This window comes from Leadbetterella sp. DM7 (assembly GCF_040829825.2).
Classification (GTDB): Bacteria; Bacteroidota; Bacteroidia; order Cytophagales; family Spirosomataceae; genus Leadbetterella.
Genome location: NZ_JBFOLH020000004.1, coordinates 180608 through 205551 on the forward strand (window position 1 = coordinate 180608; position 24944 = coordinate 205551).

At 49.1% G+C, this 24944-nt stretch carries 24 protein-coding genes; 15 read left to right on the forward strand and 9 right to left on the reverse strand.

The window, feature by feature from the left end; translation table 11 throughout:
• From AB2U10_RS06365 to AB2U10_RS06375, 3 genes are all read left to right on the forward strand, one after another.
• Positions 1-1128, forward strand: a complete 1128-nt coding sequence (locus tag AB2U10_RS06365; protein ID WP_367913511.1) for a redoxin domain-containing protein — start codon at positions 1-3, stop codon at positions 1126-1128.
• Positions 1129-1154: 26 nt separating this feature from the next.
• Entirely contained in the window at positions 1155-1955 is an 801-nt protein-coding gene (gene proC / locus AB2U10_RS06370; RefSeq protein ID WP_367913512.1) for a pyrroline-5-carboxylate reductase, read from the forward strand.
• Positions 1956-2074: 119 nt separating this feature from the next.
• Positions 2075-2533 (forward strand): Lrp/AsnC family transcriptional regulator, encoded by a 459-nt coding sequence (locus AB2U10_RS06375; protein WP_367913513.1) that lies wholly within the window; start codon positions 2075-2077, stop codon positions 2531-2533.
• Between the two features lie 6 nt (positions 2534-2539).
• Here the strand turns inward: AB2U10_RS06375 and AB2U10_RS06380 are convergent, their stop codons facing one another.
• The 5 genes from AB2U10_RS06380 to AB2U10_RS06400 all read right to left on the reverse strand — a co-directional run bounded on the left by AB2U10_RS06380 (position 2540) and on the right by AB2U10_RS06400 (position 6479).
• Positions 2540-3205, reverse strand: coding sequence for a response regulator transcription factor (locus tag AB2U10_RS06380; protein WP_367913514.1), 666 nt, complete (start codon positions 3203-3205; stop codon positions 2540-2542).
• A gap of 66 nt (positions 3206-3271) precedes the next feature.
• Positions 3272-4045 carry a sensor histidine kinase gene (locus AB2U10_RS06385; protein ID WP_367913515.1) on the reverse strand — a complete coding sequence of 258 codons (774 nt, stop codon included), beginning with the start codon at positions 4043-4045 and terminating at the stop codon, positions 3272-3274.
• The gene (locus AB2U10_RS06390; protein ID WP_367913516.1) at positions 4024-4680 is read right to left on the reverse strand and encodes a hypothetical protein; all 657 of its coding nucleotides are present in this window, start codon (positions 4678-4680) and stop codon (positions 4024-4026) included. The genes AB2U10_RS06385 and AB2U10_RS06390 overlap by 22 nt, the downstream gene beginning before the upstream one ends.
• A gap of 5 nt (positions 4681-4685) precedes the next feature.
• Positions 4686-5372, reverse strand: coding sequence for a hypothetical protein (locus AB2U10_RS06395; RefSeq protein ID WP_367913517.1), 687 nt, complete (start codon positions 5370-5372; stop codon positions 4686-4688).
• 222 nt (positions 5373-5594) lie between these two features.
• Positions 5595-6479, reverse strand: coding sequence for a YicC/YloC family endoribonuclease (locus AB2U10_RS06400; RefSeq protein WP_367913518.1), 885 nt, complete (start codon positions 6477-6479; stop codon positions 5595-5597).
• 99 nt (positions 6480-6578) lie between these two features.
• Here AB2U10_RS06400 and argS point away from each other — a divergent pair, with 99 nt between their 5' ends.
• The gene (gene argS / locus AB2U10_RS06405) at positions 6579-8339 is read left to right on the forward strand and encodes an arginine--tRNA ligase (RefSeq protein ID WP_367913519.1); all 1761 of its coding nucleotides are present in this window, start codon (positions 6579-6581) and stop codon (positions 8337-8339) included.
• Positions 8340-8488: 149 nt separating this feature from the next.
• On the opposite strand, the gene AB2U10_RS06410 is transcribed toward argS, so the two are convergent.
• Positions 8489-9724 carry a nucleoside recognition domain-containing protein gene (locus tag AB2U10_RS06410; protein WP_367913520.1) on the reverse strand — a complete coding sequence of 412 codons (1236 nt, stop codon included), beginning with the start codon at positions 9722-9724 and terminating at the stop codon, positions 8489-8491.
• A 90-nt stretch (positions 9725-9814) separates the two neighbouring features.
• Here AB2U10_RS06410 and AB2U10_RS06415 point away from each other — a divergent pair, with 90 nt between their 5' ends.
• The 3 genes from AB2U10_RS06415 to AB2U10_RS06425 all read left to right on the forward strand — a co-directional run bounded on the left by AB2U10_RS06415 (position 9815) and on the right by AB2U10_RS06425 (position 14063).
• Positions 9815-10573, forward strand: a complete 759-nt coding sequence (locus tag AB2U10_RS06415) for a M15 family metallopeptidase (protein WP_367913521.1) — start codon at positions 9815-9817, stop codon at positions 10571-10573.
• A gap of 97 nt (positions 10574-10670) precedes the next feature.
• Complete coding sequence (pheS, locus tag AB2U10_RS06420) at positions 10671-11699, forward strand: phenylalanine--tRNA ligase subunit alpha (protein ID WP_367913522.1); 1029 nt, start codon at positions 10671-10673, stop codon at positions 11697-11699.
• A gap of 12 nt (positions 11700-11711) precedes the next feature.
• On the forward strand, positions 11712-14063 hold the full coding sequence (locus tag AB2U10_RS06425; protein ID WP_367913523.1) for a sialate O-acetylesterase: 2352 nt from the start codon (positions 11712-11714) through the stop codon (positions 14061-14063).
• Here the strand turns inward: AB2U10_RS06425 and AB2U10_RS06430 are convergent.
• Positions 14027-14569, reverse strand: a complete 543-nt coding sequence (locus AB2U10_RS06430; RefSeq protein ID WP_367913524.1) for an RNA methyltransferase — start codon at positions 14567-14569, stop codon at positions 14027-14029. The genes AB2U10_RS06425 and AB2U10_RS06430 overlap by 37 nt on opposite strands.
• A 186-nt stretch (positions 14570-14755) precedes the next feature.
• Here AB2U10_RS06430 and AB2U10_RS06435 point away from each other — a divergent pair, with 186 nt between their 5' ends.
• The 7 genes from AB2U10_RS06435 to AB2U10_RS06465 all read left to right on the forward strand — a co-directional run bounded on the left by AB2U10_RS06435 (position 14756) and on the right by AB2U10_RS06465 (position 21775).
• Positions 14756-15958, forward strand: coding sequence for a bifunctional 3,4-dihydroxy-2-butanone-4-phosphate synthase/GTP cyclohydrolase II (locus AB2U10_RS06435; protein WP_367913525.1), 1203 nt, complete (start codon positions 14756-14758; stop codon positions 15956-15958).
• Positions 15959-16490: 532 nt separating this feature from the next.
• On the forward strand, positions 16491-16949 hold the full coding sequence (locus AB2U10_RS06440; protein WP_367913526.1) for an Lrp/AsnC family transcriptional regulator: 459 nt from the start codon (positions 16491-16493) through the stop codon (positions 16947-16949).
• Between the two features lie 9 nt (positions 16950-16958).
• A complete protein-coding gene (locus AB2U10_RS06445; RefSeq protein ID WP_367913527.1) occupies positions 16959-17753 on the forward strand; it encodes an N-acetylmuramoyl-L-alanine amidase-like domain-containing protein in 795 nt (264 codons plus the stop codon).
• Between the two features lie 9 nt (positions 17754-17762).
• Positions 17763-19046, forward strand: a complete 1284-nt coding sequence (locus AB2U10_RS06450; protein WP_367913528.1) for an aminopeptidase P N-terminal domain-containing protein — start codon at positions 17763-17765, stop codon at positions 19044-19046.
• A 12-nt stretch (positions 19047-19058) separates the two neighbouring features.
• Positions 19059-19475 carry an OsmC family protein gene (locus AB2U10_RS06455; RefSeq protein WP_367913529.1) on the forward strand — a complete coding sequence of 139 codons (417 nt, stop codon included), beginning with the start codon at positions 19059-19061 and terminating at the stop codon, positions 19473-19475.
• On the forward strand, positions 19475-20365 hold the full coding sequence (gene xerD / locus AB2U10_RS06460) for a site-specific tyrosine recombinase XerD (RefSeq protein ID WP_367913530.1): 891 nt from the start codon (positions 19475-19477) through the stop codon (positions 20363-20365). The genes AB2U10_RS06455 and xerD overlap by 1 nt, the downstream gene beginning before the upstream one ends.
• Positions 20366-20437: 72 nt before the next feature.
• Positions 20438-21775 (forward strand): tetratricopeptide repeat protein, encoded by a 1338-nt coding sequence (locus AB2U10_RS06465; protein ID WP_367913531.1) that lies wholly within the window; start codon positions 20438-20440, stop codon positions 21773-21775.
• Between the two features lie 17 nt (positions 21776-21792).
• Here the strand turns inward: AB2U10_RS06465 and AB2U10_RS06470 are convergent, their stop codons facing one another.
• Positions 21793-22566, reverse strand: a complete 774-nt coding sequence (locus AB2U10_RS06470) for an AMP nucleosidase (RefSeq protein ID WP_367913532.1) — start codon at positions 22564-22566, stop codon at positions 21793-21795.
• 69 nt (positions 22567-22635) lie between these two features.
• Here AB2U10_RS06470 and AB2U10_RS06475 point away from each other — a divergent pair, with 69 nt between their 5' ends.
• Entirely contained in the window at positions 22636-23082 is a 447-nt protein-coding gene (locus AB2U10_RS06475) for a type I restriction enzyme HsdR N-terminal domain-containing protein (protein WP_367913533.1), read from the forward strand.
• Positions 23083-23227: 145 nt separating this feature from the next.
• On the opposite strand, the gene AB2U10_RS06480 is transcribed toward AB2U10_RS06475, so the two are convergent.
• Positions 23228-24673 (reverse strand): TlpA family protein disulfide reductase, encoded by a 1446-nt coding sequence (locus tag AB2U10_RS06480; RefSeq protein WP_367913534.1) that lies wholly within the window; start codon positions 24671-24673, stop codon positions 23228-23230.
• Positions 24674-24944 lie beyond the last annotated feature (271 nt).

Sequence of the window (24944 nt, forward strand, 5' to 3'; positions counted from 1 at the left end):
ATGCGATTACTGATTTTAGGCCTGCTGGTATCTTTCGGCAGCCGGGCACAGGGCCTGCCGGTGGAGATAAATATTACCCTTACCAACAAGGAAGCGAAGGGAAAAATATACCTCGAACAGATCAATGACCGGGGCTTTGGTGAGAAAATAGACAGTGTGCAGATAGCCGGCGGCCCGTTTGTCTTTCAGACCTCTATTCCGGAGCCGGGTATTTACCAGCTGAACATTGCCAATGATCAGCAGATCGGGCTGCTGCTGGACGGCGGCGAAAAGCTGGTGATCAAAGCCGAGGGCATAACACCGGAAGCTAAGGCTCCGGAGGCCTCTGTAGAAGGGTCAGAAGCCATGAAGATGTTCAATGAGCTGCAGGATACGTATTTCGGCTTCATGGGCAAAGTGAAAGACATTGATGCTAAATTCAGATCCAGCAGCAACGAAGCCACCCGTGCAAAGCTGAGAGAACAATACCTTGAGCTTCTCAAAAATCATAATACGGCCATTCTCGATAAGGTGAAATCGCTGGGAACCTCAGCGGCGGGCATACTGGCCACCAACAATTTCCTGAGCAGCGAGGTGAGCGGCGAATATTTTGATGAGCTGGCGGGCCGTTTACAGAAAGAAGGCAATAAGTCGCGCCTGGCCATGCTGTTTGTTCAGCAGGTCAACAAAGACAAGATGGGCCAGCCGGGCATAGAAGCACCTGATTTTACGCTAAGGAATCTGAAGGGAGAAGTGGTGAAGCTTTCGGAGCTGCGCGGTAAGCTGGTGATCCTTGATTTCTGGGCCACCTGGTGCGGCCCCTGCCTCATGTCTTTCCCGGGTATGAAAAAAGCCATGGAGAAATATGCGGGCAGAGATGACGTAGCCTTTGTCTATGTCAATACGTTTGAGCGGGTTCCGGTAGAGACCACCAAAGAATATGTAACCAGTTTTGTAGACCGGAGAGGGCTTAGCTACCTGAACCCGGTACTGGACGAAGGCCACGAAGTAGCCTTTTTATACGGTGTGGAGTCAATCCCTACCCGGTTTTATATTGATAAAGAAGGGAAATTCCTGAGCATGAGCCGCGGTTTTGCCGGTACAGACGATGCCGTGGTGGAAGAAGTCAGCCAATGGCTCGATAAATAAAATAGTACGCTGAAAACAGTATTGAAATGAAAATTGCTATTGTGGGCTGCGGGAATATGGGAATGGCTTTTGCGCGTTCTTTTGTTCAGTATGACCTGGTGAAAAAAGAAGACCTCCTGCTGATAGAAAAGAGCCGGGAACGCTCGGAGGTGCTTCGTTCGCAAAAAGAAGGGGTGGTGGTCGACACCATCGGTGAGGCCGTGGGCGGAAACGACCTGGTGATCCTGTCGGTCAAGCCCCAGGACTTTGCTGCCGTGGCCGCCGAGCTCCGCAGCTTCCTTCAGCCTGAGCAGGTGGTTCTTTCCATCATGGCGGGTATTCCGCTGGCTAAAATACAGGCGGCGCTGAACCATAGCCAGGTGGTACGGGCCATGCCCAACACTCCGGCCATGCTGGGACAGGGCATTACCGGCTACTGTGCCGCAGAGGGCATCAGCTTTCAGAAGCTGCAGCGCATAGATAACCTGATCAATGCTACAGGCCGTTCGGTATACCTGGAAAACGAAGAGCTGCTTGATGCCGTTACCGCCCTGAGCGGAAGCGGCCCGGCGTATTTTTATTACCTGGTCAAGCACATGGTAGAGGCCGGTACAAAAATGGGCTTTGATGAGGGGCTTTCGCGCCTGCTGGTGAAGCAAACCATGCTGGGCTCGTATCACCTGATCAATAACGCAGAACAGAGTCTCGACGAGCTCATTGCAGCGGTAGCTTCCAAAGGCGGAACCACCGAGGCAGCTTTAAAAACGTTCGGGGAAAGGCAGTTGGGCGATTCGCTTATCGAGGGGATCCTGAAGGCAGAAGCACGGGCCAAGGAGCTGTCGAAGTAAGAGACTAAAATTCTGATTTTTACGGAAAAATCCCTCTCGGGTAGAAAAAAAGTCTACCCGGGGGTACGTATTTCCCCTGCTGTCGGTAACTTTGTATCTCTCAAAGCCAGTTTATAAAGATGGATATTGACCCGGTAGATTTCAGGATACTCAAAATATTAAAGAAAGACGGCATGATGACCAACCGGCAGATTGCGTATGAGCTCAATCTGACTACCACACCGGTTCATGAACGGATCAAGCGCTTACGCCGCGACGGCCTCATTAAAAATTATACTATTGAGCTTGACCTGAAGAAGCTGAACAAGAACCTGATCGTATTTGTGAAGGTTTCGCTCAAAGAGCACAGCCAGGAATACCTGAAACGTTTTGAACAAGATGTGCAGGGCATACCGGAGATCGTGGAATGCTTTTGCATCTCGGGCGAGTCGGATTTTTTGCTGAAGGTGATTGTGAGCGATATGGAAGAATACAAGCATTTTATCCTGAACAAGCTGGCGGCCCTTCCGAACATCGGTGAGGCCCAGTCTAACTTCGTCATCACAGAAGCCAAGATGTCGTCAGTGCTGGGCGAATAACCGGTTTCAGAGCTTGAAATCTTTCGGATCGAAATATTTGTATTTAACGGCAAAGAGCACCAGGCCTACTCTTGAGCTGGTGCCCAGCTTGGTAAAAAGCGAGTCGCGGTAACCGTCTACCGTGCGGTGACTGCAGGCCATCTTCACGGCAATCTCCTTATAGGTCAGGTCCTGGCAAACGTATTTGAGAAATTCTTCTTCGCGTGCGGTGATGTTGTACGGGTTAAGCGGATTGGCCGGTTGCGGGGTGTTCACGTTGGAATAGAGCTTTTCAGTAGCCCAGCCGGGAAAGTAGATTTTTTCTCTTAACAGCGTTTTAAGGGCAAACTCCAGCTCGTGCGGGTGAATGTTTTTGTGCATAAACCCCTTGGCGCCGTTATTGATCATCCGGAAGAGCGACTGTTCGTCGTCCTGCATCGACAAGGCCATCACCAGTACATCGGGGTAATACTTTTTCAGCCAGCGGGCGGTCTGGAAGCCGTCCATAACGGGCATGGAAATATCAAGAAGAACAATAGAAGGCCGGTTTTCAGGCAATTTGAACTTTTCTTTCAGCTCGGCGCCGTTCCCTACATCGTAGATGACCTCAAACGATTCGAAATCGTTTACTATTGAACCTATAGCCTTGGCTATCAGTTCATGATCGTCTACAATTACCACCTTAGTTTTCATTGAGCTAAATAAGCTGTCTGTCGCCCGTTTTTCCGTTGCGAACTTACAATAAATTTAGCAAAAATATCAATAAGGTACAAAAAAAGTGAACTGGGTTCCTTCTCCCTTCCGGGAAAGAAACTCGGCCCGGCCCTTAATGTCATTCACCCGTTTTTTCATATTGGATATTCCTACGCCCGGCCCGTTGCTTTTCTGGAGGTCAAAACCTACCCCGTTATCGGAGCATTTTACCTGCAGCTGGTTTTCTTCGTAATTGAGATCAATTTTAATCTGCGAGCATTGGGCGTGCTTAACGCTGTTCTGGAGAAATTCCTGTATGATGCGGTGAATATTGTGTTTTGCGTCTTCATCCAGGTCAAACTCGCCGTTTTGCTCTACTTCCACCCGTATGCCGTTCATGTTCTGGATACGTTTGGTTTCCAGCAGGATGAGGTCCTGGAGGCGGGTCTGGTAGCGTTCGGCATTGACCAGTGTTCTCGACAGCTGGCGTAGTTCGGTGAGGGATTCGTCGATCAGCTCACTGATCTCGCTGATGTTATTGCCTAAATAATTCCCGGAGGAGACGCCATTCTTTTTAAGATATATGGAAGCAAGGGTAAGTTTCTGACCTACGCTGTCGTGGATCTCCTTACCTATTTTTTTCATGGTTTCTTTCTGAGCGTCCACCTCTACCTGAAGTTTTGCTTTTTCGTATTCCATTTTGATATGAGCTAATTCTTTTTCGTAAAGTATCTTCCGCTTCCTGAACTGGGAGACGAAATAGACCATCCCGATAATGAAGACAAATAAGATCAGGTTGACCAGGATAATAAAGGTGATTATTTCTCTTTGGCCGCCCATATAAAGCTGATCAGAAAACAGGTGTACATTATATAGTTGAAAATAAGTACTACTTTAAAATAAAAGATATGTAAAGTGGGATAGTTGAACACAAGGTAATTAAATATTCCGAAGAAAGGTAGTGAACCCAGCCAGAAAATCAGGAGTCCCAGCGATACCCAGAACATCCTTTCCTTATAGAAGAACAGAATCCGGTCGTTTTTGCTTAACTGGTAAAAATAGCGTAGGATATGGCCCAGCATCAGGAGATTGGCAACCATATACGAAAAGCTATTGAAATAATACCCGTCGAGCTTCACCAGGGTAAAGCATTCCACGATGACCGAAACAGCAAATATTACCGTGCCGATATAATAGGCTTTCCTGTTGTTTACGATATTCCTGTTGATCAGCCAGAAATAGTAAATGACCTGGAACGGGATGACAAAAAGCTGATAATAGTAAAAATTCAGCTTGGGGTAGCTTTCTGCAAAGATATAGTTAATAAGCAACCCGGCGCCATCCATAATACCTACCCCGATCAGGAACCAGGGAAAGGTAGTCCAGTAGTTTTTGGGTTGCTTCCTCGTATAAAGCAACCCAAAAACTCCTACAAGAGTAATGTAAATGAAAAGGTAATTCTTGAGAACGGCCACTTTGATCAGTTATTTTCCTCTAAGTAAGGTGGCTGGATATTGGCGAAGTCCGGTATGGGCGAATCTTCATCGTAATCAACCATTTTAAAGGTAGACAGTGCGTTTTTATAGTGCTCTGACAATGATTTGATTTTTTTCGACCGGCCACCGGCAATTTCAAGATAGTTTTTCTTGGGGTTAAACTCAAATCTTTTACCGTCCTGGATAATGGTGGGAACAAAGAAGATGGTTTGCTTACCGGCTTTATTGGCTTCGCCTCCCAGCTTCTCCAGCTGAGGAAACTGCTTCAGCAGGTCAGATGTGGGGTACTGTCCGAAGTGTACATTTACGCCCAGGTCTTCCGGTTTTACATTCTGGCCGGAAGCTTTGGCATAATACTCAATGTACCAGATCATGTTTTTCAGTTCTTCAAGCGTGTAATAAAGCGATTCGGTATCATCAATATTCAACGCCTTCTTTATTGCGGGAAGGTGGTTGGCCATATAGTTCCTCTTCAGGATCATGGCTTGCGGAATAGACATGGATTTGAACCCTTTGGTGTTGGCATAATCCAATACAACCTGGGTTTCTCTGAGGTTAGCTGACATACCGCCGGCTTCGTCGGGTTTGTCAGGTTGGGAGCAGCTCTTCATCACCAGCATTGTGAGAATGCCTAAAGTGACGAGATTCGAAAAAACAAGAATCTTTTTCATGGGCTTACAAGATTAATGAGTAAAAATATTACGATGCAAGTTACACAGTTTTTGTTTCTCTATCGTAATTCGATACAGGTATACAAAAAATGTAATTTTTTTAAAATGCTGTATGTGAGTTTTTTACAACGAAAAAGGGGGTGTTTTAACGGTATAAATTCCGTTAAAACACCCGGTTTTGAAGGGCGTGATCCGTGGCCGGCGGGGAGCCGGCGGCAGGAGTCAGAGAATATTGGAGGTTTGCTCCTTGATTTTTTCCAGCTCATCTTTCATCTGCACCACCAGGCGCTGGATTTCCGCATCGTTGGCTTTAGACCCGATGGTATTGATCTCGCGGCCTATTTCCTGGGCAATGAAGTTCAGCTTTTTACCGTTTGAATTGCCGTCCAGCTCCTTAATAAAATACTCCAGGTGAGCTTTTAAACGTACTTTTTCTTCCGAGATATCGAATTTTTCAATATAGTAAATGAGCTCCTGCTCAAAACGGTTTTTGTCGAAATTCTCGGAGTTAACGAAATCACCCATGGCTTTGGCAATTTTTTCCCGGGTGTTGACGATCCGCCGGGCATCCTGTGAGCTGATCTGCTCCAGCAGGCCGCTGATGATCTCAATATATTCTGTAAATTTAACTTTCGTGCCCTGGCCTTCCCGGATCCTGAACTCGCGGCATTTTTCGATACCGGTTTTGATCACCTCCAGCACCTCGTTCCATGCCTCTTCGGCCTCTTCGGCATCCTGGATGCCGTTATTGAACGCATTGGGCATCATGGTGGCCATGCGCAGCACATCGGTAGGTGAGGCTTCAAACTGCAGCTCAGCCGCCGTCTGCATCAGGTCACGGAAATAGGCTTTCACCAGGGGCCGGTTTACCAGAGTGGAAACCATGGCGTCTTCTTTCGGAACCAGGGTCAGCGTAATGTCTATTTTTCCCCTTTCCAGCTCTTTCTGGAGGAGATTCCGGATATCAATTTCACGGGATGAAAGACTTTTGGGCAGCCGGCAATAAATATCCGTGAATTTCGAATTCAGGGTTTTTATCTCAACAGACAGGGTCTGCTTGGCGGTTTCTTTTTGTACAGACCCGAAGCCGGTCATGGATTGCAACATAAAAAAGACAGTATAGTTTTGCGTAAAACTAATGATAAAAATACTTGTAGCCGCCTGACAAGGCAAAAATGTGTAATTTTGCAGCGTAACAGAATTTATATGAATATAGAAAATATACTGGCGGAAGAGGTAAAGAAGGCCGTAAGCAGCCTGTACAACCAGGAAGATAAAGTGGTTTTACAGCCTACCCGCCGGGAGTTTGAAGGAAATTATACCTATGTTTTTTTTGGCCTGGTGAAAAGCCTGAAGCGCTCTCCGGCCGAGATCGGTGCGGCCATAGGAGAGTACCTGGTGAATAACACGTCTGTTGTGAGCCGCTACAACGTGGTACAGGGCTTCCTGAACCTGAAGCTGACCGACAGCGTGTGGCTGGAGGTTTTCAATGCGTTGAAAGCCCATGACCGGGAAGCGAAAAAGGATAAGAAAGTGCTGGTGGAATATTCGTCACCGAATACCAACAAGCCGTTGCACCTGGGTCACCTGAGAAATAATTTTCTCGGCTATTCCGTATCGGAGATCCTCAAAGCGGCCGGTTATGACGTTACCCGGGCATGCCTGGTGAATGACCGGGGTATCCATATCTGTAAGTCGATGGTGGCGTACCGTCATTTCGGCAAAGGCGAAACCCCGGAGTCGGCAGGAATGAAAGGCGACCACCTGGTGGGAAAATACTACGTGGAGTTTGACAAAGCGTACAAAGCTGAGGTGACCGGGCTGATGGCGGGCGGCATGGCTGAAGAAGAGGCCAAAAAAGCAGCTCCGCTAATGGCAGAGGCGCAGCAGATGCTGGTACAATGGGAACAGCACGATCCGGAGGTCATTGCCCTGTGGGAAAAGCTGAACGGCTGGGTCTACGACGGCTTTAACGCTACCTACAAGAAAATAGGGGTGGATTTCGACAAGACCTACTACGAGTCGGATACCTACCTGCTGGGGAAGGATATCGTGGAAGAAGGTCTGCAGAAAGGCGTGTTTTATAAGAAAGAAGATAACAGTGTGTGGATAGACCTCACCGACCAGGGGCTGGATCATAAGCTGGTTTTGCGCGGCGACGGCACCTCGGTGTACATCACGCAGGACCTGGGCACCACCGACCTGAAGTTCCGGGATTTTCAGTGCGACAAATCGATCTGGGTGGTGGGCAACGAACAGGACTACCACTTTAAAGTACTCTTTGCCATCCTGGAAAAGCTGGGCCGGAGCTATGCGCCGGGGTGTTACCATTTGTCGTACGGCATGGTAGACCTCCCTTCCGGCAAAATGAAATCACGCGAGGGCACGGTAGTAGATGCCGATGAGCTGGTAGAGGAGATGATTGCCACCTCGAAAGCCATCACCGAAGAAAAAGGCAAGACCGAAGGTTTCTCGGAAGAGCAGCTCGAAGAGCTTTACCGTATGGTAGCGCTGGGCGCCCTGAAATACTACCTGCTGAAAGTAGAGCCGAAGAAACGGATGCTTTTCAATCCTGAGGAATCCATCGATTTCCAGGGCAATACCGGGCCGTTTATCCAGTATACGCATGCCCGTATCCGTTCCATTCTACGGAAATCAGGCCTGGAGAGCTTCCCGGTTCCGGCAGGAATAAAGGAGCTGAACGAAGAGGAGCTGGAGCTGATCTTCCTGTTGAAAGACTACGGGAAAGTGGTGGAGACCGCCGCCGCCGAATACTCGCCGGCCCTCATTGCCAACTACGTCTATGACCTGGCCAAGACCTTCAACAGCTTCTATACCCGGCATTCGGTGCTGAACGAAGAATCGGAAACCGTGCGGCTTTTCCGCCTGTCATTAATTGAAGAGGTGGCAGATACCATCAGGAGCGGCATGGGGCTGCTGGGGATTGAGGTGCCGGAGAAGATGTAGGAAAGATAAAAGTTAAAAGTGAAAAGTGAAAAGTTGCGGAACATTAGTATATCATGAAAGAATGTACCGCAACTTTTCACTTTTAGTTTTTCACTTTTTCACTTTTTCACTTTTTCTTAACTCTTAACTCAGCGTTCCTTCTCTGATTTTCAATAAAAGAATATATACGACACCACTATCGCCGTCACCACCCCTGCGAAATCGGCCAGTAATCCTGCCCAGAGCGTGTAGCGCGTATTTTTAATGCTGATGCTGCCGAAATACAGGGCCAGGATATACAGGATGGTATCTGAGCAGGCCTGGAATACGCAGGAAAGCCGGCCCACAAATGAATCTACCCCGTGTTCTTTCATGGCTTCGATCATCATGGCCCGAGATCCGCTGCCGCTCAGCGGGTGCATAAGGGCAGTAGGAAGCGCATGAGTAAACTCGGTATTAACGCCGGTAAAGCTGAAAATCCATTTGAAGAAATCCACGATGTAATCCAGCGTGCCGGAAGCCCGGAATACGCTGATGGCCACCAGCATGCCCACCAGGTAAGGCATGACCTTAACAGAGGTTTCAAAGCCTGCTTTGGCGCCTTCAACAAATTTAGTGAACACATCTACTTTTTTATAAAAGGCAGCCCCGGCAAAGCCCGCCACAAACAGGAACAGGATAAGATTGCTGACCACCCCGGAGGTGGTTTCGATTTCTTCCTTGCTCAGGCGGGAAAAATACCACAGGATGAAGCCTATGAAAGCAGTGAGGCCTACCAGCCACGAAAACAGCACCCGGTCAAAAAAGTTGATTTTCTGCTTGATACCCACAAAAAGGAGCCCGGTAAGGGTGGCCATATAGACCGATATCAGCGCCGGTATGAAAATATCAGAAGGGTCAGCAGCCTGGTAAATGGCCCGTTGCGCCATTATGGAAATCGGGATGAGCACCGGTCCGGCACTGTGCAGCACCATGAACATGATCTGGGCGTTGCTGGCGGTATCGGGCTTGGTATTCAGCTCCTGCAGGCTTTGCATGGCTTTCAGGCCAAACGGCGTGGCGGCGTTATCGAGCCCCAGCATGTTGGCAGAAAAATTCATGATCATCTGCCCGTTAGCCGGGTGATCTTTGGGAACTTCAGGAAACAGGCGGCTGAAAAACGGCGAAATAACCCGGGCCAGCACACGGATCACCCCGGCCTCTTCGCCCAGCTTCAGGATACCCATAAAGAAGGTCATTACCCCTGCAAGCGGCAGGGCAATGGTCATGACCGCCATCTCCGCCGAGCTGAACATCCCGTCAACGATCTGCTTGAAAATGAGCGTGTCTCCTAAAAAGATCCACTTGATCAGCGCAACAATCAGCGCTATGATGAAGAAACCTACCCAGATGTAATTTAAAGCCATTGGCGGGAACTTTTAATAAATTTTCGTAAATATATAAACAGAAAGGCTTTATATCTGCTATTTTTAAACTTTCATTGTTATTGCATTTGAATGACCTCAACGCTCCGCTATATACTTTTCTGTTCTGTCATCCTGGCGGTGGCCTGCAGAGAAAAAAAGCGGCATGATCTGCCCCGGTCGCTGACGCCGGCCGAGATCAACGAGTTCTTCCCGAAGAGTGAGCCCATGACCATCAGCCCGTGGGAGACCGCCATGCAGGAGCAGGGGTTGCTGGACCTGCAGGCTCTGGATGAAGAAATACTGGTGGCATTAAAATACAGCTCAACCGACAATTTTGCCGGAGCCGACCTGTACGGAACCCTCGAGCTGGCCTACCTGCAGCCTGAACCTGCCCGTGCGCTGGCCGCTGCCAGCCGGCTGCTTCGGCAGGACAACCCCCAATTACGGCTTTTGGTATACGATGCAGCCCGGCCGCTCAGCGTACAGCATATTTTGTGGAATACGCTTGACAGCCTCTCGGAGCGGGAGCGTAAAAAATACGTGGCCGACCCGGACGAAGCCTCCATTCATAATTACGGGTGTGCCGTAGATCTCACCCTCTTTGACCTGGAAACAGGCAGGGCGCTGGATATGGGTACCCCGTTCGACTACTTTGAAGAGCTGGCCTACCCGAAGCTCGAACGGCAGATGCTTAACGAAGGAAGGCTGAGCCTGAGGCAGCTGAACAACCGCATCCTGCTGCGAACAGTGATGCTGGATGTGGGGTTTACGCCTATTACCACCGAGTGGTGGCACTTTAATTTTAACTCCCGTAAAACGGCCGAATTAAAATACCGGATCATTGAATAAACCGGTTCCCGGATTTCGTTATTAAGGTACAAACTTAAAGGCGGTTATTTAAAAATTTCAGGTATATACTATATTTGCGGACTGAAAAGATCCAGGGGTGTTAGAGAGCATAGAGAAAATACGTAAAGAAGCCGAGGAATTTCTTGCATCGGCGGGCGGAACTGCCGAGCAGTTCCGGCTCACTTATCTGAGTAAAAAAGGTATACTGAACGGGCTGTTCGAAGACTTTAAAAAAGTGGATCCGGCGCAAAAGAGGGCCGTGGGGCAACAGCTCAACGTGCTGAAAAATGCGCTGGAAGAGATTCATGCATCGCTGCAGAAAGAGACCTCTTCCGATACCGGTAAGCTGCCTTCGGAAGACCTGACGCTGCCCGTTGTGCCAGACAGTCAGGGAAGCCTGCACCCCCTGAGCATTGTCAGAAGACGGATTGTGGAGATTTTCTCCCGTATGGGCTTTAATGCCGAAGACGGCCCGGAAATTGAGTACGACTGGTACAACTTTTCAGCCCTTAATTTCGCGGAAAATCACCCCGCACGGGAGATGCAGGATACTTTTTTCGTGGAAAAGGCAGACGCCACCCGCGACGACCTCCTGCTGAGAACGCATACATCGAACGTGCAGATCCGGCTGATGGACAGGAAGAAACCGCCGGTGCGGTCAATTATGGCCGGGCGGGTTTACCGTAATGAGGCCATCTCGGCCCGTGCTCACTGCCAGTTCCACCAGGTAGAAGGACTGTACGTGGATAAAAACGTATCGTTCCGCGACCTGAAAGACACCCTGTTGCACTTTTCAAAAGAAATGTTCGGCAAAGACACACAAATAAGGCTGAGACCTTCGTATTTTCCTTTTACAGAACCCAGTGCGGAAATTGACGTAACCTGCTTTATCTGCGGAGGAAGCGGGTGCAACATCTGTAAGCACTCGGGCTGGGTGGAAATTGCCGGGTCAGGCATGGTAGACCCCAATGTGCTGGCCAATTGCGGCATTGATCCGGAAGAATACACGGGCTTTGCTTTTGGAATGGGAATTGAGCGGATCACCATGCTGAAATACGGTATTAACGACCTGAGATTATTTTTTGAAAACGATCAGAGATTTTTAAAACAGTTTGTAGGGATATAATCACTGGACTTCATGACTTATAAGAGAGCTTTATCCATCGCCTTGTTTTTATTGATACACACCTTTACTTTGGGGCAGATCACCATTGGCTTCCCCGTGGAAAGGATGGTTTTTCAACGGAATAACTCCAATACGGGTTATGTCAATGTGTACGGGAATGTTGCCCAGGATTGCGACCGTGTGGAAGCGCGGCTGGTGGCCAGGAGCTCAGGCCAGGGAGTAACCACTTCATGGGCGGTGATTGACTCCAGGGTAGACGGCCAGGCGTTCTCCGGGAAAATCCAGAATTCGGGGGGCTGGTATACCCTGGAGGTACGCGGGATTAAAAATGAATCGGTGCTGTTCAGCTCATCGGTTGAGCGCGTGGGCATCGGTGAAGTATTCCTCATTGCCGGGCAGTCAAACGCGCAGGGGTATGGAACGGCACCCAATGCCAAAGGAGCTAATGATGACCGGGTGAATACCTATGTACCCCGTTACCATGACACCCATGCTTCGGATCAGTATATAAACCTGCCGAATTACCTGAATGATCTTTCCTTTGCGAAGCTGGATGCTGACAAGGGTATAGGGCCTACGGGCTACACCCCTTACTGCTACGGCGAGCTGGGAGATATGCTTGTGAGTCGTCTGAATGTGCCTGTACTTTTTTTCAACGCAGCCTTTACCGGAACATCTACTACTAACTGGGTACAGTCTGCCCAGGGCATCCGTACCTACAATGAACAGTTCAGGAGTGCAGAACTGTTTAACGGTGCCCCTTACAGGGCTTTCCAGGTTACACTGCAGAGCATAAATACGCTTCTCGGCTTCCGGTCGGTTTTGTGGCACCAGGGAGAGCATGACCGCTTTACAAACGGTAGCGGACTTTCTGCCGGAGAATATGCTGCCAATCTCCGCTATCTGATTGATAGATCAAGGTCAGACATCGGTGCCCAGATCCCCTGGGTGGTGGCTCGGGTTTCCCGTTACCTGGGAAGTAACGACCAGCGGATGATTGATGGCCAGAATATGGTAATTAACTCGGTTCAGAGCGTGTGGGCGGGACCTGCCACTGATAATATACAGCCCAACCGCTATGACGGGGGGCACTTCCAGAATGTGCCGGGGAGCATGGGGCTCACTGAGCTGGCTTCGGCCTGGAATGCTTCACTTACCGACGGCTTCTTTTCGTCTTCCAACCCCATATTGCCCAAAGATATGCTGCAGATCAGGCACTATTGCCAGGGCACGGGCAGCGTGAAGCTTACGCTGGATAACCGGTATTACGAATACTACTGGAATAACGGCGAACAGGGCCCGGAAATCAACTCCGGTTCAGGAACCTACCAGGTGGCCGTTCGCGATGCCATCGGGAATATCTACCGGTCAAACCAGGTCAATATCAACGATGTATATGTGCGTACGCTGCCGGTTGTTTCGGCACCTGACGGCCTGGTGGGCTGCGAAGGCAAAACCGTGCGCCTGGTGACCCCGGAATCCAAATTCAATGTACTGTGGAGTACGGGAGACATAGGTACTACACTCACAGTAAGCCGGGCGGGGTCTTATTCAGCGCAGTATCGCTCCGATCAGAACTGCTACTCCAACAGCAGCCAGTCGTACAACATCAGCTTTAAAGCGCCGCCGGCCAAACCCGAGCTGGCCTTCCTGAACGGCGGCGGATACAAGTGCGACGGGGAAACCGTAACCGTGGCCGTTACTAACGTGCAGGGTGCCGATATTCAATGGAATACCGGCGCTACCACCAGCCAGATCACTTTAAAGGATAACGCTTACCCGTACGTAACGGCTACATTGTACAGCCTTCCGAACTGCCCGAGCCCGGTTTCCAACCAGCTGGGCTATCACCTGTACGATAAGCCGGGTATACCAACGATCAGCTATAACGGACCTTTCTACCTGCAGGCGGAGTCAGACGATGCTGACGCAGGCTTTGACTGGACGGTGGAAGGAACCCGCATTGAGGGGGTGACCCAAAGCCTCCTGCATATAGAGCAGACAGGAAATTACAAGGTAACGGGTGTGCACACCTATACTACCCCGGTTGGCGGAACGCTGGCTTGTGCTTCTGCCCCGTCAAAAGAATTTGCGGTAGCTGAAAACAATAACCTGGTTGGTTTCAGCATCTATCCCAACCCGGTTTCTACCGGTGTGATCCGGGTGACCTCTGACGGTGAGCGCGAGAACGTGAACCTTACTATCATTGACCAGCTGGGCCGCGAGGTATACCAGACCCGCTTCGATAAGATATCGTACCCGCATACACTGGATCTTACGTCCAGGAACTTCCAGGGAAAATACTTTGTGCAGCTGAAATACGAGGCTCACTCCAAGACGTTCCCCATTGTCTTTGTGAAGTAATCCCAAAGGAAAATTCCGGCCGAAACGCTGACATTGAACGAGTGCTTGGTGCCGAATTGCGGAATTTCAATGACCTGGTCGGCCAGCTGCATCAGGGCATCGTTGACACCGAATACTTCATTTCCCAGGATAAGGGCGTAACGGGCACCGGGGTCGGGGTTGAAACGATAGAGTGAAACGCTTCGGTCAGCCTGCTCCAGTGCCAGGATACGGTACCCTTCTTCTTTCAGGTTTTTGACCAGGTCTTCGGCCTGTGAATAGTACGACCAGTTTACAGAGGCCGTAGCTCCCAGGGCGGTCTTCTCGATTTCGCGGTGGGGCGGGGTAGAGGTAATGCCGCACAGGTAGATTTTTTCTACCCGGAAGCCGTCGGCGGTTCTGAAAACAGAGCCTACATTGGCCATGCTGCGTACATCGTCAAGGATCAGGCTGAGCGGTAATTTTTTTTTGTCTTTAAACTCCTGCACCGAAATGCGGTTCAGGCTTTCCATTGAGAGTTTTTTCATGTATCTGAAAATTCCGGGTTCCCGGTTTTATCCGTTGAAAAGCCGGCCCCTGACCAGTAAACTTTTCTTCCCGTTTCTGAGTTTTATAAGTAGGGAATATCCCTCCTGCAAAGGTCGTAAACTTTTAAGAAGATAAAGTAAAAAGTAAGGGGAATGCAGGTAACTTTGCGATAATTAATCAGGATTATGAAACTGGACAGCATAGAAGAGGCCATTGAAGAAATCAGGAGTGGCCGGATCATTATAGTAGTGGATGATGAAGACCGTGAAAACGAAGGAGATTTTATCTGTGCAGCAGAGAAAGTGACCCCGGAAATGGTCAACTTCATGGTAAGAGAAGGGCGTGGGCTCATGTGTGCCCCGCTTACGGCTGAACGTTGCCGTGAGCTGGAGCTGACGCCTATGGTGCACCGCAATACGGCGGAATACGAGACGGCCTTCACTGTTTCGGTTGACCTGCTGGGCAACGGCTGCACCACCGGTATCTCGGCATCTGACCGGGCCAAGACCCTTCAGGCCCTCGTGGATAAAAACACCCGGCCTTCTGACCTGGGCAGGCCCGGGCATATTTTCCCGCTGATGGCCCAGGACGGCGGCGTGCTGCGCCGGGCCGGTCATACCGAGGCGGCAGTTGATTTTGCCCGCCTGGCCGGGCTGGCGCCGGCAGGGGTGCTGATCGAGATCCTGAACGAAGACGGTAGCATGGCCCGGCTTCCCGAATGCAGGACCATCGCTGATAAATTTGGCCTGAAGCTGGTGTCTATCCAGGACCTGATTGCGTACCGGCTCAGGAACGAAAGCCTGATCACCCGCGAAATAGGCGTGGTTATGCCTACCGAGTGGGGCAACTTTGAGATGATCGCGTTCCGGCAGAAAGACAATAACCAGCTCCACTTGGCCCTGATCAAAGGCAGCTGGGAGAAAGACGAGCCGGTGCTGGTACGGGTGCATTCTTCCTGTGTTACCGGCGATATTTTCGGCTCCTGCCGTTGCGACTGCGGTCCGCAGCTGCATGCGGCCATGCAGATGGTGGAAAAAGAGGGGAAAGGGGTGATCGTATACATGAACCAGGAGGGCCGGGGCATTGGCCTGCTGAACAAGCTGAAGGCCTATAAGCTGCAGGAACAGGGCAAAGACACCGTGGAGGCCAACCTGGAGCTGGGCTTCAAAGCCGACCAGCGCGATTACGGCGTGGGTGCGCAGATCCTGCGTGACCTGGGCATCACCCAGCTGCGGCTGATTTCCAATAACCCGAAAAAAAGAGCCGGCCTGATAGGATACGGCCTGGAGATTGTAGAGAACGTTCCGATTGAAATCGCTCCGAATCCCCATAATGAGTTCTACCTTTCTACGAAGAGGGATAAGCTGGGGCACACGATTATGTCGTGATTTTGTTTTTCTGATGAGTAAATAGGACCTCCTCATGAAAAAGCGAATTTAGGAAAAAACGACCTCACTAAAAAACAAAAAACACACAGCCTGCAACCCGAGACTGTGTGTATGACTATACTTCATCAACAAACTAAAAAACAATGTTTCAAAAGGATATAAAAATAGCATGAATGTGATTTCATGCTATTTTTTTGCTGTAGGAGGGGGAGTCGAACCGCCCACGATGCAGTTAGCCGTAGTGCAAATTTGGTGGTCAACCCCAGTCGAGACTAAACCGTTCGGCTTACACTATGTTTATCCTGTGATCATCACCCCCGAGACAGGAGGGCACGGCTGCCAGTTTCGTCATCCTACAGTATCGCTTGCGTTACCCGCCGTTTGAATGACAGTACAAAGGTAAAGAGGATATTTTAAATATTAAAAAATATATCAAGAAAAAATTATAGTTTAATATTATCTATAGAATTTGTTGGTATTTACAGAATATTATTTAATTTCGTGCAACAATAAAAACTAATGACTAAATACAATGAAGGAAAACATTGATGAAACCGACTATAAGATATTGCGGATACTGCTGGACGATGCCAAATTATCGTACCAGGAGATCGGGGAGAAGGTAAATCTTTCGCAGGGGGCGGTGCACGCCCGTGTTAAAAAGATGGAAAACTCCGGGATTATTGTGGGCAGCAGCATAAAAATTGATGTTAAACGTTTAGGTTGGGACATATCGGCATTCCTGGGCATATACCTGGAAAAACCGGAGCTCTACGAACATGCTAAAAATGAGCTGATGCAGATCCCGGAAGTGGTCAGCATTAACTATACTACCGGAAATTATAGTATGTTTGTGAAGCTGGTTTGCCGCGATACCACGCATCTGCGCGATGTGCTGGCAGAACGGATCCAGAAACTGCCGGGTATTCAGCGTACAGAGACCATCATTTCGCTGGACGAGTCACTGAACCGGTCGGCACCTTTAATATAAACGAAGACGATGAGAATCTTTTTTTTAAGCTTACTGATCAGCATTTCGGTATCGGCCCAGGAGCAGGCCGTACGGATATTGCACACACCACCGAAAGAGAAGCTGAACAAAACCATCCTGGATGTGGCAGAGACATTCCTGGGCAGGCCCTATGTGCCCGCCACACTGGAAAAAACACCCGAGGCGCTGGTCATTAACCTCGAAGCGTTTGACTGCTACACGCTGGTAGAGAATGTGCTGGCCTTATCACTGGCCCGCCATAACCCGGAAGCCGGCCTCGACGTGTACCGCGAGTACCTCCAGCTTCTGCGGTACCGGAACGGGGTGATAGACGGCTACCCCTCGCGCATGCACTATTTTACCGACTGGGCCCGCCAGGCCGTAGATAACGGTATCCTGGTGAATGTTACGGAGCAGGTGGGAGAGGTGCAGGACAAGCCCATTGACTTTATGTCGGTCAACCGCAGGCTTTATCCTGCCCTGGCTACCGACGATAAGGCCTGGGCGGAGATCGTAAAAACAGAAAAGGAACTGAATGAAAACGCATTCTATTATGTGCCGAAAGAAAAATTCGCCGCAGTAGAGCCCCTCATTGAAGACGGTGACATCATTGCCTTTACTTCTGTAATTAAAGGACTGGATGTGAATCACGAAGGATTTGCCATACGAAAAGGCGGCAGGCTTCACCTGCTTCACGCCTCACTCGATGAAAAAAAAGTAATTATTTCTAAAGAAACCCTGCAGCAGTACCTGGACCGGATCAAAAAACATTCGGGCATCATGATTTTCAGGCCTGCCCGGTAATTTCAACCCATGAGCGTACGATACGAACGAATCAGCAGCGAAGTATTTTCACAGAACCGCAGGAGGTACCTGGACCGCATGCCGGAGGGATCGGTTTCTGTTTTTGCCGCCAATGACCTTCTGCCGGCCAACGCCGACGGTACTTTTGGCTTTATCCAGAACAGCACGTTCTTTTACCTGACCGGTGTAGACCAGGAAGACGCCTGCCTGATCCTGGTAAAGGGCGGAGGCGAGTGGCTTTTTGTTAAGGAAACCTCGGAGCTGATCAGGATCTGGGACGGTGACAAGCTCTCGCAGGAAGAAGCCCGGGCCGTTTCAGGCATTGAACAGGTTCACTGGCTGGAAGACTTCCGGAAAGTGCTGAATACCTGCCTGGAGGGCAAAGAAGAGATGTATCTTCACCGCGATACCACGCAGCAGCACCGGTTCCGGTCGTTCCGGTCAAAAGAAAAATGGTTAACCGGACAGCTGCAGGAGGAATACCCGCTGATAGAGATCCGGAACCCGGAAAAAATCATCAACCAGCTGCGGCTTTTTAAGGGAGAAGGAGAGCTGGCGCCGTTGAGAAAAGCCATTGACATCACCCGTAAAGGACTGCTGCGGGCCGCCCGGTTTGTGAAGCCGGGAAAATACGAATTCGAGGTGGAAGCCGAGATCACTCATGAATTTATGATGAACCGCTCGCGCTTTCACGCTTTCCTGCCCATTGTGGCCTCCGGGGCCAACGCCTGTGTGCTGCATTATGTAGACAACAACCGGCGCTGCGAAGACGGCGACCTGCTGCTGCTGGATTTCGGCGCAGAATACGGCAATTACAAGGCCGACATGACCCGGGTGCTGCCGGTAAACGGTAAATTTACCGACCGGCAGGCGGAAGTATACTCGTCAGTACTGCACATTATGAAGACCCTGAAAGCACTGATGGTCAACGGGAACACCGTGATCAATCTTAAGCAGGAAGCGCTTGACCTGACAGGTAAAGAGATGGTTAAGCTGGGGCTGGTGAGTGCGGCCGACCTGGAAAACAACCCCGGGATAGTGAACAAATACCTCCCGCACGGGGTGTCGCATTCCCTGGGTATAGACGTACATGACGTAGGCGACCGGAGCACGCCGTTTGCACCGGGCATGGTGCTTACCCTTGAGCCCGGCATTTATATCCGGGAGGAGGGAATCGGCATTCGCCTGGAAAATGATATCCTGATCACCGCGTCGGGGAACGAAGACCTGATGGCCCACGTACCCCTTGAAATAGAAGAAATTGAAAGAGCTATGCGCTCTCAGCTACCTTAAACAAATCATCGTATGAGTACTTCAAAAATCAAATACCTGGGCGACCTGAGTACAGAGGCCGTTCACCTGAAATCGGGTAAAACCATAGAAACCGATGCACCGGTAGACAACAACGGGAAGGGCGAAGCCTTTTCTCCAACCGACCTGGCGGCCACCTCACTGGGCGCCTGCGCCATGACCGTCATGAGCATTGCTGCACAAAAGGCGGGGCACGAGTTCAAAGGCAGCGAAGTGAGCATCACCAAGGTGATGAGCGCCGATGCTCCCCGCCGGATCAGCCGCGTGGTAGCTGAATTTACCCTGCAGAGTGAACCTGCCCTGAGTGCGGAAGAAAAAGAAAGATACGAGCGGGTAGGCCGGAACTGCCCGGTGGCCCTGAGCCTGCATCCTGACATTGAGCAGGAGCTGATCTTTAACTGGGTGGACTGATGCTCTGGCCCGAGGCGCTTCCGGCCTTTAAAAACTTTCTGAAGCTCGAAAGGGGCCTGGCAGAGAATTCGCTGGAGTCATACCTGCGGGATATCGCCAAGCTGGCCTCTTTCGTGCAGAACAGCCGGTCACCGGAGAGCGTATCGGAAGAAGATATTCACCGCTTCCTGGCTTTCCTGACAGAAATAGGCATGTCTTCTACTTCACAGGCCCGTATTCTCAGCGGGCTGAAGGCCTTTTTTGAGTTTATGCGCATAGACCGCCGGCGGGAGACCGATCCCACCGCCCTGATTGCCGCCCCGCGCCTGACCCGCAAGCTCCCGGAAGTGCTGCAGGTAGAAGAGATAGAAGATATGCTGGCCTGTATTGACCATTCTACTCCTGAAGGTACGCGGAACAGGGCCATCCTGGAGGTCATGTACAGTTCGGGGCTGCGGGTATCGGAGCTGACAGCGCTGAAGATATCCCAATGCCATTTTGACGAAGGTTACCTGCTGGTAGTAGGGAAAGGAAATAAAACCCGCCTGGTACCGGTAGGCAGCTCAGCCATTGCCTGTTCGGAGATCTACCGCAGGGAAATACGGGCCGGTATGGAAGTTCAGAAAGGCTATGAAGACCATCTTTTCCTGAACCGGCGGGGTGCCGCCCTCAGCCGGGTTATGGTTTTCTATATTGTCAAAGACCTGGCGGAGAAAGCCGGTATCCGGAAAACCATTTCACCCCATACGCTCCGGCACAGCTTTGCCACCCACCTGGTAGAAGGAGGGGCCGACCTCCGGGCCGTGCAGGAAATGCTGGGCCATGAGTCGATTACCACCACCGAGATCTATACGCATCTCGACCGGGCCTACCTGCAGCAAACCCTGAAGGAATTTCACCCGAGAGCCTAGAATTTTGTATATTTTTTGGGCTGAGGCCGGTTTCCATCGTAATTTTAAGCATCAATTAACCTCATCATTCCTATGAAACAATTATTCTTAGCCATAATTACTATCTTTTTCCTAGTGTCGCAGGGGTATGCCCAGCAAACGGCTTCCGACTATTTTGATGCGGGGGTCAGCAAGAGCAGGGCGGGCGATTACCTGGGGTCAATAGCGGCCTTCAGCTCGGCCATATCCATGAACCCGGACAATGCCCGGAGCTATTTTAACCGCGGGCTGGCCAAACAGGCGCTGAAAGACCATCGCGGCGCCATCTCTGATTTTGATAAAGCCATCCAGATTGCCCCTAAAGATGCCCTGAGCTACCATTACCGGGCCATCAGCAAAAGCAGCCAGGACGATAACCGGGCGGCAGTGCAGGATTTCAACACTTCTATTGAGCTGGCCCCCAACGACCCGCTTTCGTACCTGCAGCGCGGTGTGCTTTTTGCCAAGCTGAATGACCTGAACCTGGCCATCCGCGACTTCAACAAGGTTATTGATCTCGGACCCGGCAATACCGAGAAATTCCAGGCTTTTTACTCCCGCGGGCTGTGCAAGGCCAAGCTGAATGATTTCAAAGGAGCAATCGTTGATTATACCTCTGCCATTGAAACCAATTCCAAGCACCCGCAACCTTTCCTGGAGCGGGGCCGTAACGCGATCCGTACAGAAGATTACGACAGGGCGGTAGCTGACCTGAACGAGGCCCTGAAAATGGACAACCAGAATGCCGATACCTATTCGCTCCGGGGATTTGCCAAGAGCCGGCTGAAAGATTATAACGGGGCCCGGATAGATTTCGATAATGCCCTGAGAATAGATCCTTCGCTGAAGGAAGCTTACTACGGCCGGGCTTTTGCCCAGGCTATGCTGGCCAATCCGAAAGGCGCCGTTTCCGATCTTGATAAGATTCTTGATGTGAAAACATCGGGCAAAGAGCAGAAAACCCAATACGTGACCATTCCGAAAAGCCAGCTGGACAGGCTGCGTGATGCCATAGTTACCCGGGTGGCCATTCCGGATCTCTCTGAAGACCTTTCCGAAGGCTATTTCGTGCGGGGATATGCCCAGATGAAAGCCAATAACATGAAAGAGGCGCTGGCCGATCTGAATAAATCGGTTGAGATCAACCCCATTTATCCCGAAGGTTACTTTGTCAGGGGGCTGATCCGTTCTTCAATGGGACTGCAGCAGGAGTCGGTGATCGACTTTGGAAACGCCGTCAAGCTGAACCCGAATTACGCCGAGGCCTTCTATGTACGGGGCCTGATCAAAACGGCCACAGGCGACACCAACAGCGGTTGTATCGACCTGAGCCGGGCGGGTGAGCTGGGCTATGCCAATGCTTACACGCTGATCAAGGATTATTGCAATTAAGAAGCCGGAGCTTCTTTTCAGCTTTCGTATCTCAGGTGTTTCACTGATTCGCCTGAGTTGGCCAGCTCTTCCAGGGCATCTATCCCTATCTGGAGGTGTTTTTCCACAAAAGAGCCGGTGACTTTTTTGTCGCTGGCTTCGGTTTTGACGCCTTCGGGGGTCATGGGGTTGTCAGAAACCAGCAGGAGCGCTCCGTGAGGAATAGAGTTCATGAAGCCTACAATGAAGATGGTGGCGGTTTCCATGTCAATACCCATGGCCCGTATTTCACGAAGGTAATTTTTAAACTCTTCGTCGTGCTCCCATACGCGGCGGTTGGTGGTATACACGGTGCCGGTCCAGTAATCCATCTTATGCTTAATGATCATTTCCGATACCGATCGCTGAAGGCGGAAAGAAGGCAGGGCCGGGATCTCGGGTTTGGCGTAGTCGTTGCTGGTACCTTCTCCGCGGATAGCGGCAATAGGCAGGATGAAATCACCCAGGGCGGTTTTCTTCAGTCCGCCGCATTTGCCGAGAAACAGCACGGCTTTGGGTTCTATAGCCGTCAGCAGGTCCATAACGGTAGCGGCCATGGGGCTGCCCATCCCGAAGTTGATGATGGTGATATTGCCGGCTGATGCGGTTTGCATGGCATTGTTTTTCCCCCTCACTTCTACTTTGTATTTCTGGGCAAACATTTCCACGTAATTGGAAAAGTTGGTCAGCAGGATGTAAGGCCGGAATTCCTCAAGCGGGGTACCGGTATAGCGGGGCAACCAGTTTTGTACGATTTGTTCTTTTGTCTGCATATATTATTGTTAAATTCTGAATATTGAAGAGTACAACCAATATCTTAGCGAAATAATTCCCGGAGTTCAGTGAAAAATTCAGGTCTTAAAACAAAAACGGAAGACGGCGTTACCTATGTATACGATATTATACGAAAAAAATACCTGGTATTGACCCCGGAAGAGAAGGTGAGGCAGACCTTCGTACATTTTCTGATTACCCGCCTGGGCTACTCCCGTAACCTGATCCGTACCGAGCTGGGTACCCGGTACCATGCACTGAGCAAGAGAACCGATATCCTGGTATTTGATACCGCCGGGCAGCCCTACATGCTGGTAGAATGCAAAGCCGCTGACGTAAAGATATCCGGGCAGGTAATAGAGCAGGCCAGCCGCTACAATCTTACGCTCAGAGCGCCGTATATATGCATCACCAACGGCAAAAGCACATACTGCTTTCATATTGATTTTGAAGGCGGTTCTACTACCCAGCTGAGTGCAATACCTTTACCGGGTGATGGCTCCGCCTCTTTTTAAAACCATATAAGGCATATGAGACATAAAGAAATGTATGTATGACTTAAGGTCTATTTGAATTTAAACTCAATTGAAGAATCCGGTTTGATTCCACAAGATAAATTAAATCACAGCTTATGTAACTACTTATAACCATTTACAGAATCTATTTATCTAAACTTGTGGGAGATGGAGGACCTGGTTCTTTTGGTAAACTACTTTCTGAAAACTTCGATAAACTCCCGGCATCAGCATTAATCGTTTTCCCGTCTTTGCCAAAAAGAAAATAATGCGGAAATTCTCCTTTCCAACCGGTATGAATAGAGAATTCTTTGATTAGTTCCCGGCTAGGATTTCCTGTGATTATAAAACAGTTTTCTTTTTTGAGTTGGTATTTGATTAGAATATTAATCCATTTGCTCTTATCGTTTTCGAAGAAAATCCAGATGGGTTTTACTTTTTTTGAGTTATCCAGGTGTTTATTTTCTGAATATTTGGCTATTGCCTCCATACATGGTTTGCACCATGTACCACAAAAGTCAAGGAAGAGATAAGGCTGAGTGCTATTTTCAAAAATTTCGCCCAAGGTATGTTTAGAATCATACACATCAAAAACCTCGGTGTTGTAAATGGCTTCTGGCAGTTTAACATTTCTTTTTACTTCCTGGATTATTTTTTCTTCAAACTCCTTGTAGGGAGCGTAAGTAATTTTATTTAAAACCTGGGACTCATCCAGTAGTCCGTCCCGAAGTAGATTGAGCAGAATGTATTGTTTAATGACCTGGTCACAATTTTCAAACTGAGAAATAATTTCAGAAGCATTTAAGTCTCTACTTCTAAAAAATTTGTAGATGGGCAGATATCTTATCCAATTAGTACTGTATTGTAGATTGTCATTTTCAGATGCATACTTTAACATCTCAACTACAGGTTTTTGAAAATATTCTTTTTTAGATGAGCTTACGTATCCGTTAAGAGAGAAAAATATTTCATCATAAACTCCATTTAGCGAGAATTGTTTAATGGCTTCTCTTGTCTCCCTGTCTTTGTTTAAATTGGGCCAATACTTGAATAATATTTCTGTGTATTGTTCTATTAAATGCGTAACGTTTTCTATTGATAGATATTCATTGATACTGCTTGAATCCTCTAAATTTCTTATTGTATCAAATATGGACCATTTGAATTTACCTGGTGGTTTTTTATAACCAACCTCTCTGAAGGAAACATTACCATGGTTGACTGTTATTGTATCGATAACTTCTTCAGGTGTGCGTAATAAAGTTTCATAATCGAAATTTAGGCTATCTCCAGGGCTTATATAAAAATATTGAAAGCCCAAAATTAACTCACTTGTGGTAGCAAGATTTACTTTAAGATGCGTCTTTAAGGGAGTAGACGAAATAACTTTATATGGAGGAGGAGTATCCAGTGGAGCGCCTAGTCCGTAAGGTATAAATTGATTAAAAGAGTTTACGAAAAATTTGTCAGAAGATTTTTTTAGATTTACTACAATTGTAGTGTTATACGTTGTGTCTTGAGCGTAAGAACACCAATTCGATATAAAGAGAAAAATAAGCGTTAAACTTGTGTATTTATGTAGCCTTCCCATATTTAGTACAGTTTACTATAGATTAAATAAGTTTCTGAGCTCCCCGCAGTTGTTTAAACGGCAGTTATTGAGATACTAAATTAAGAATAAAAAATGTAACTATTTCTTTAGGAGTCTTTTTTATTGTGAACAAATAGGGCTATATGCAGCACCACAACCTTTCCGTAATGGTTTTGCCAGGGGCTGGTCCTCTACCGTCCTTTAGGGGGAGATTTCAGGAATTTTGATCTGTTTAGGGCAGATATGGACAGTCTTTTTCCAGGACGTTATT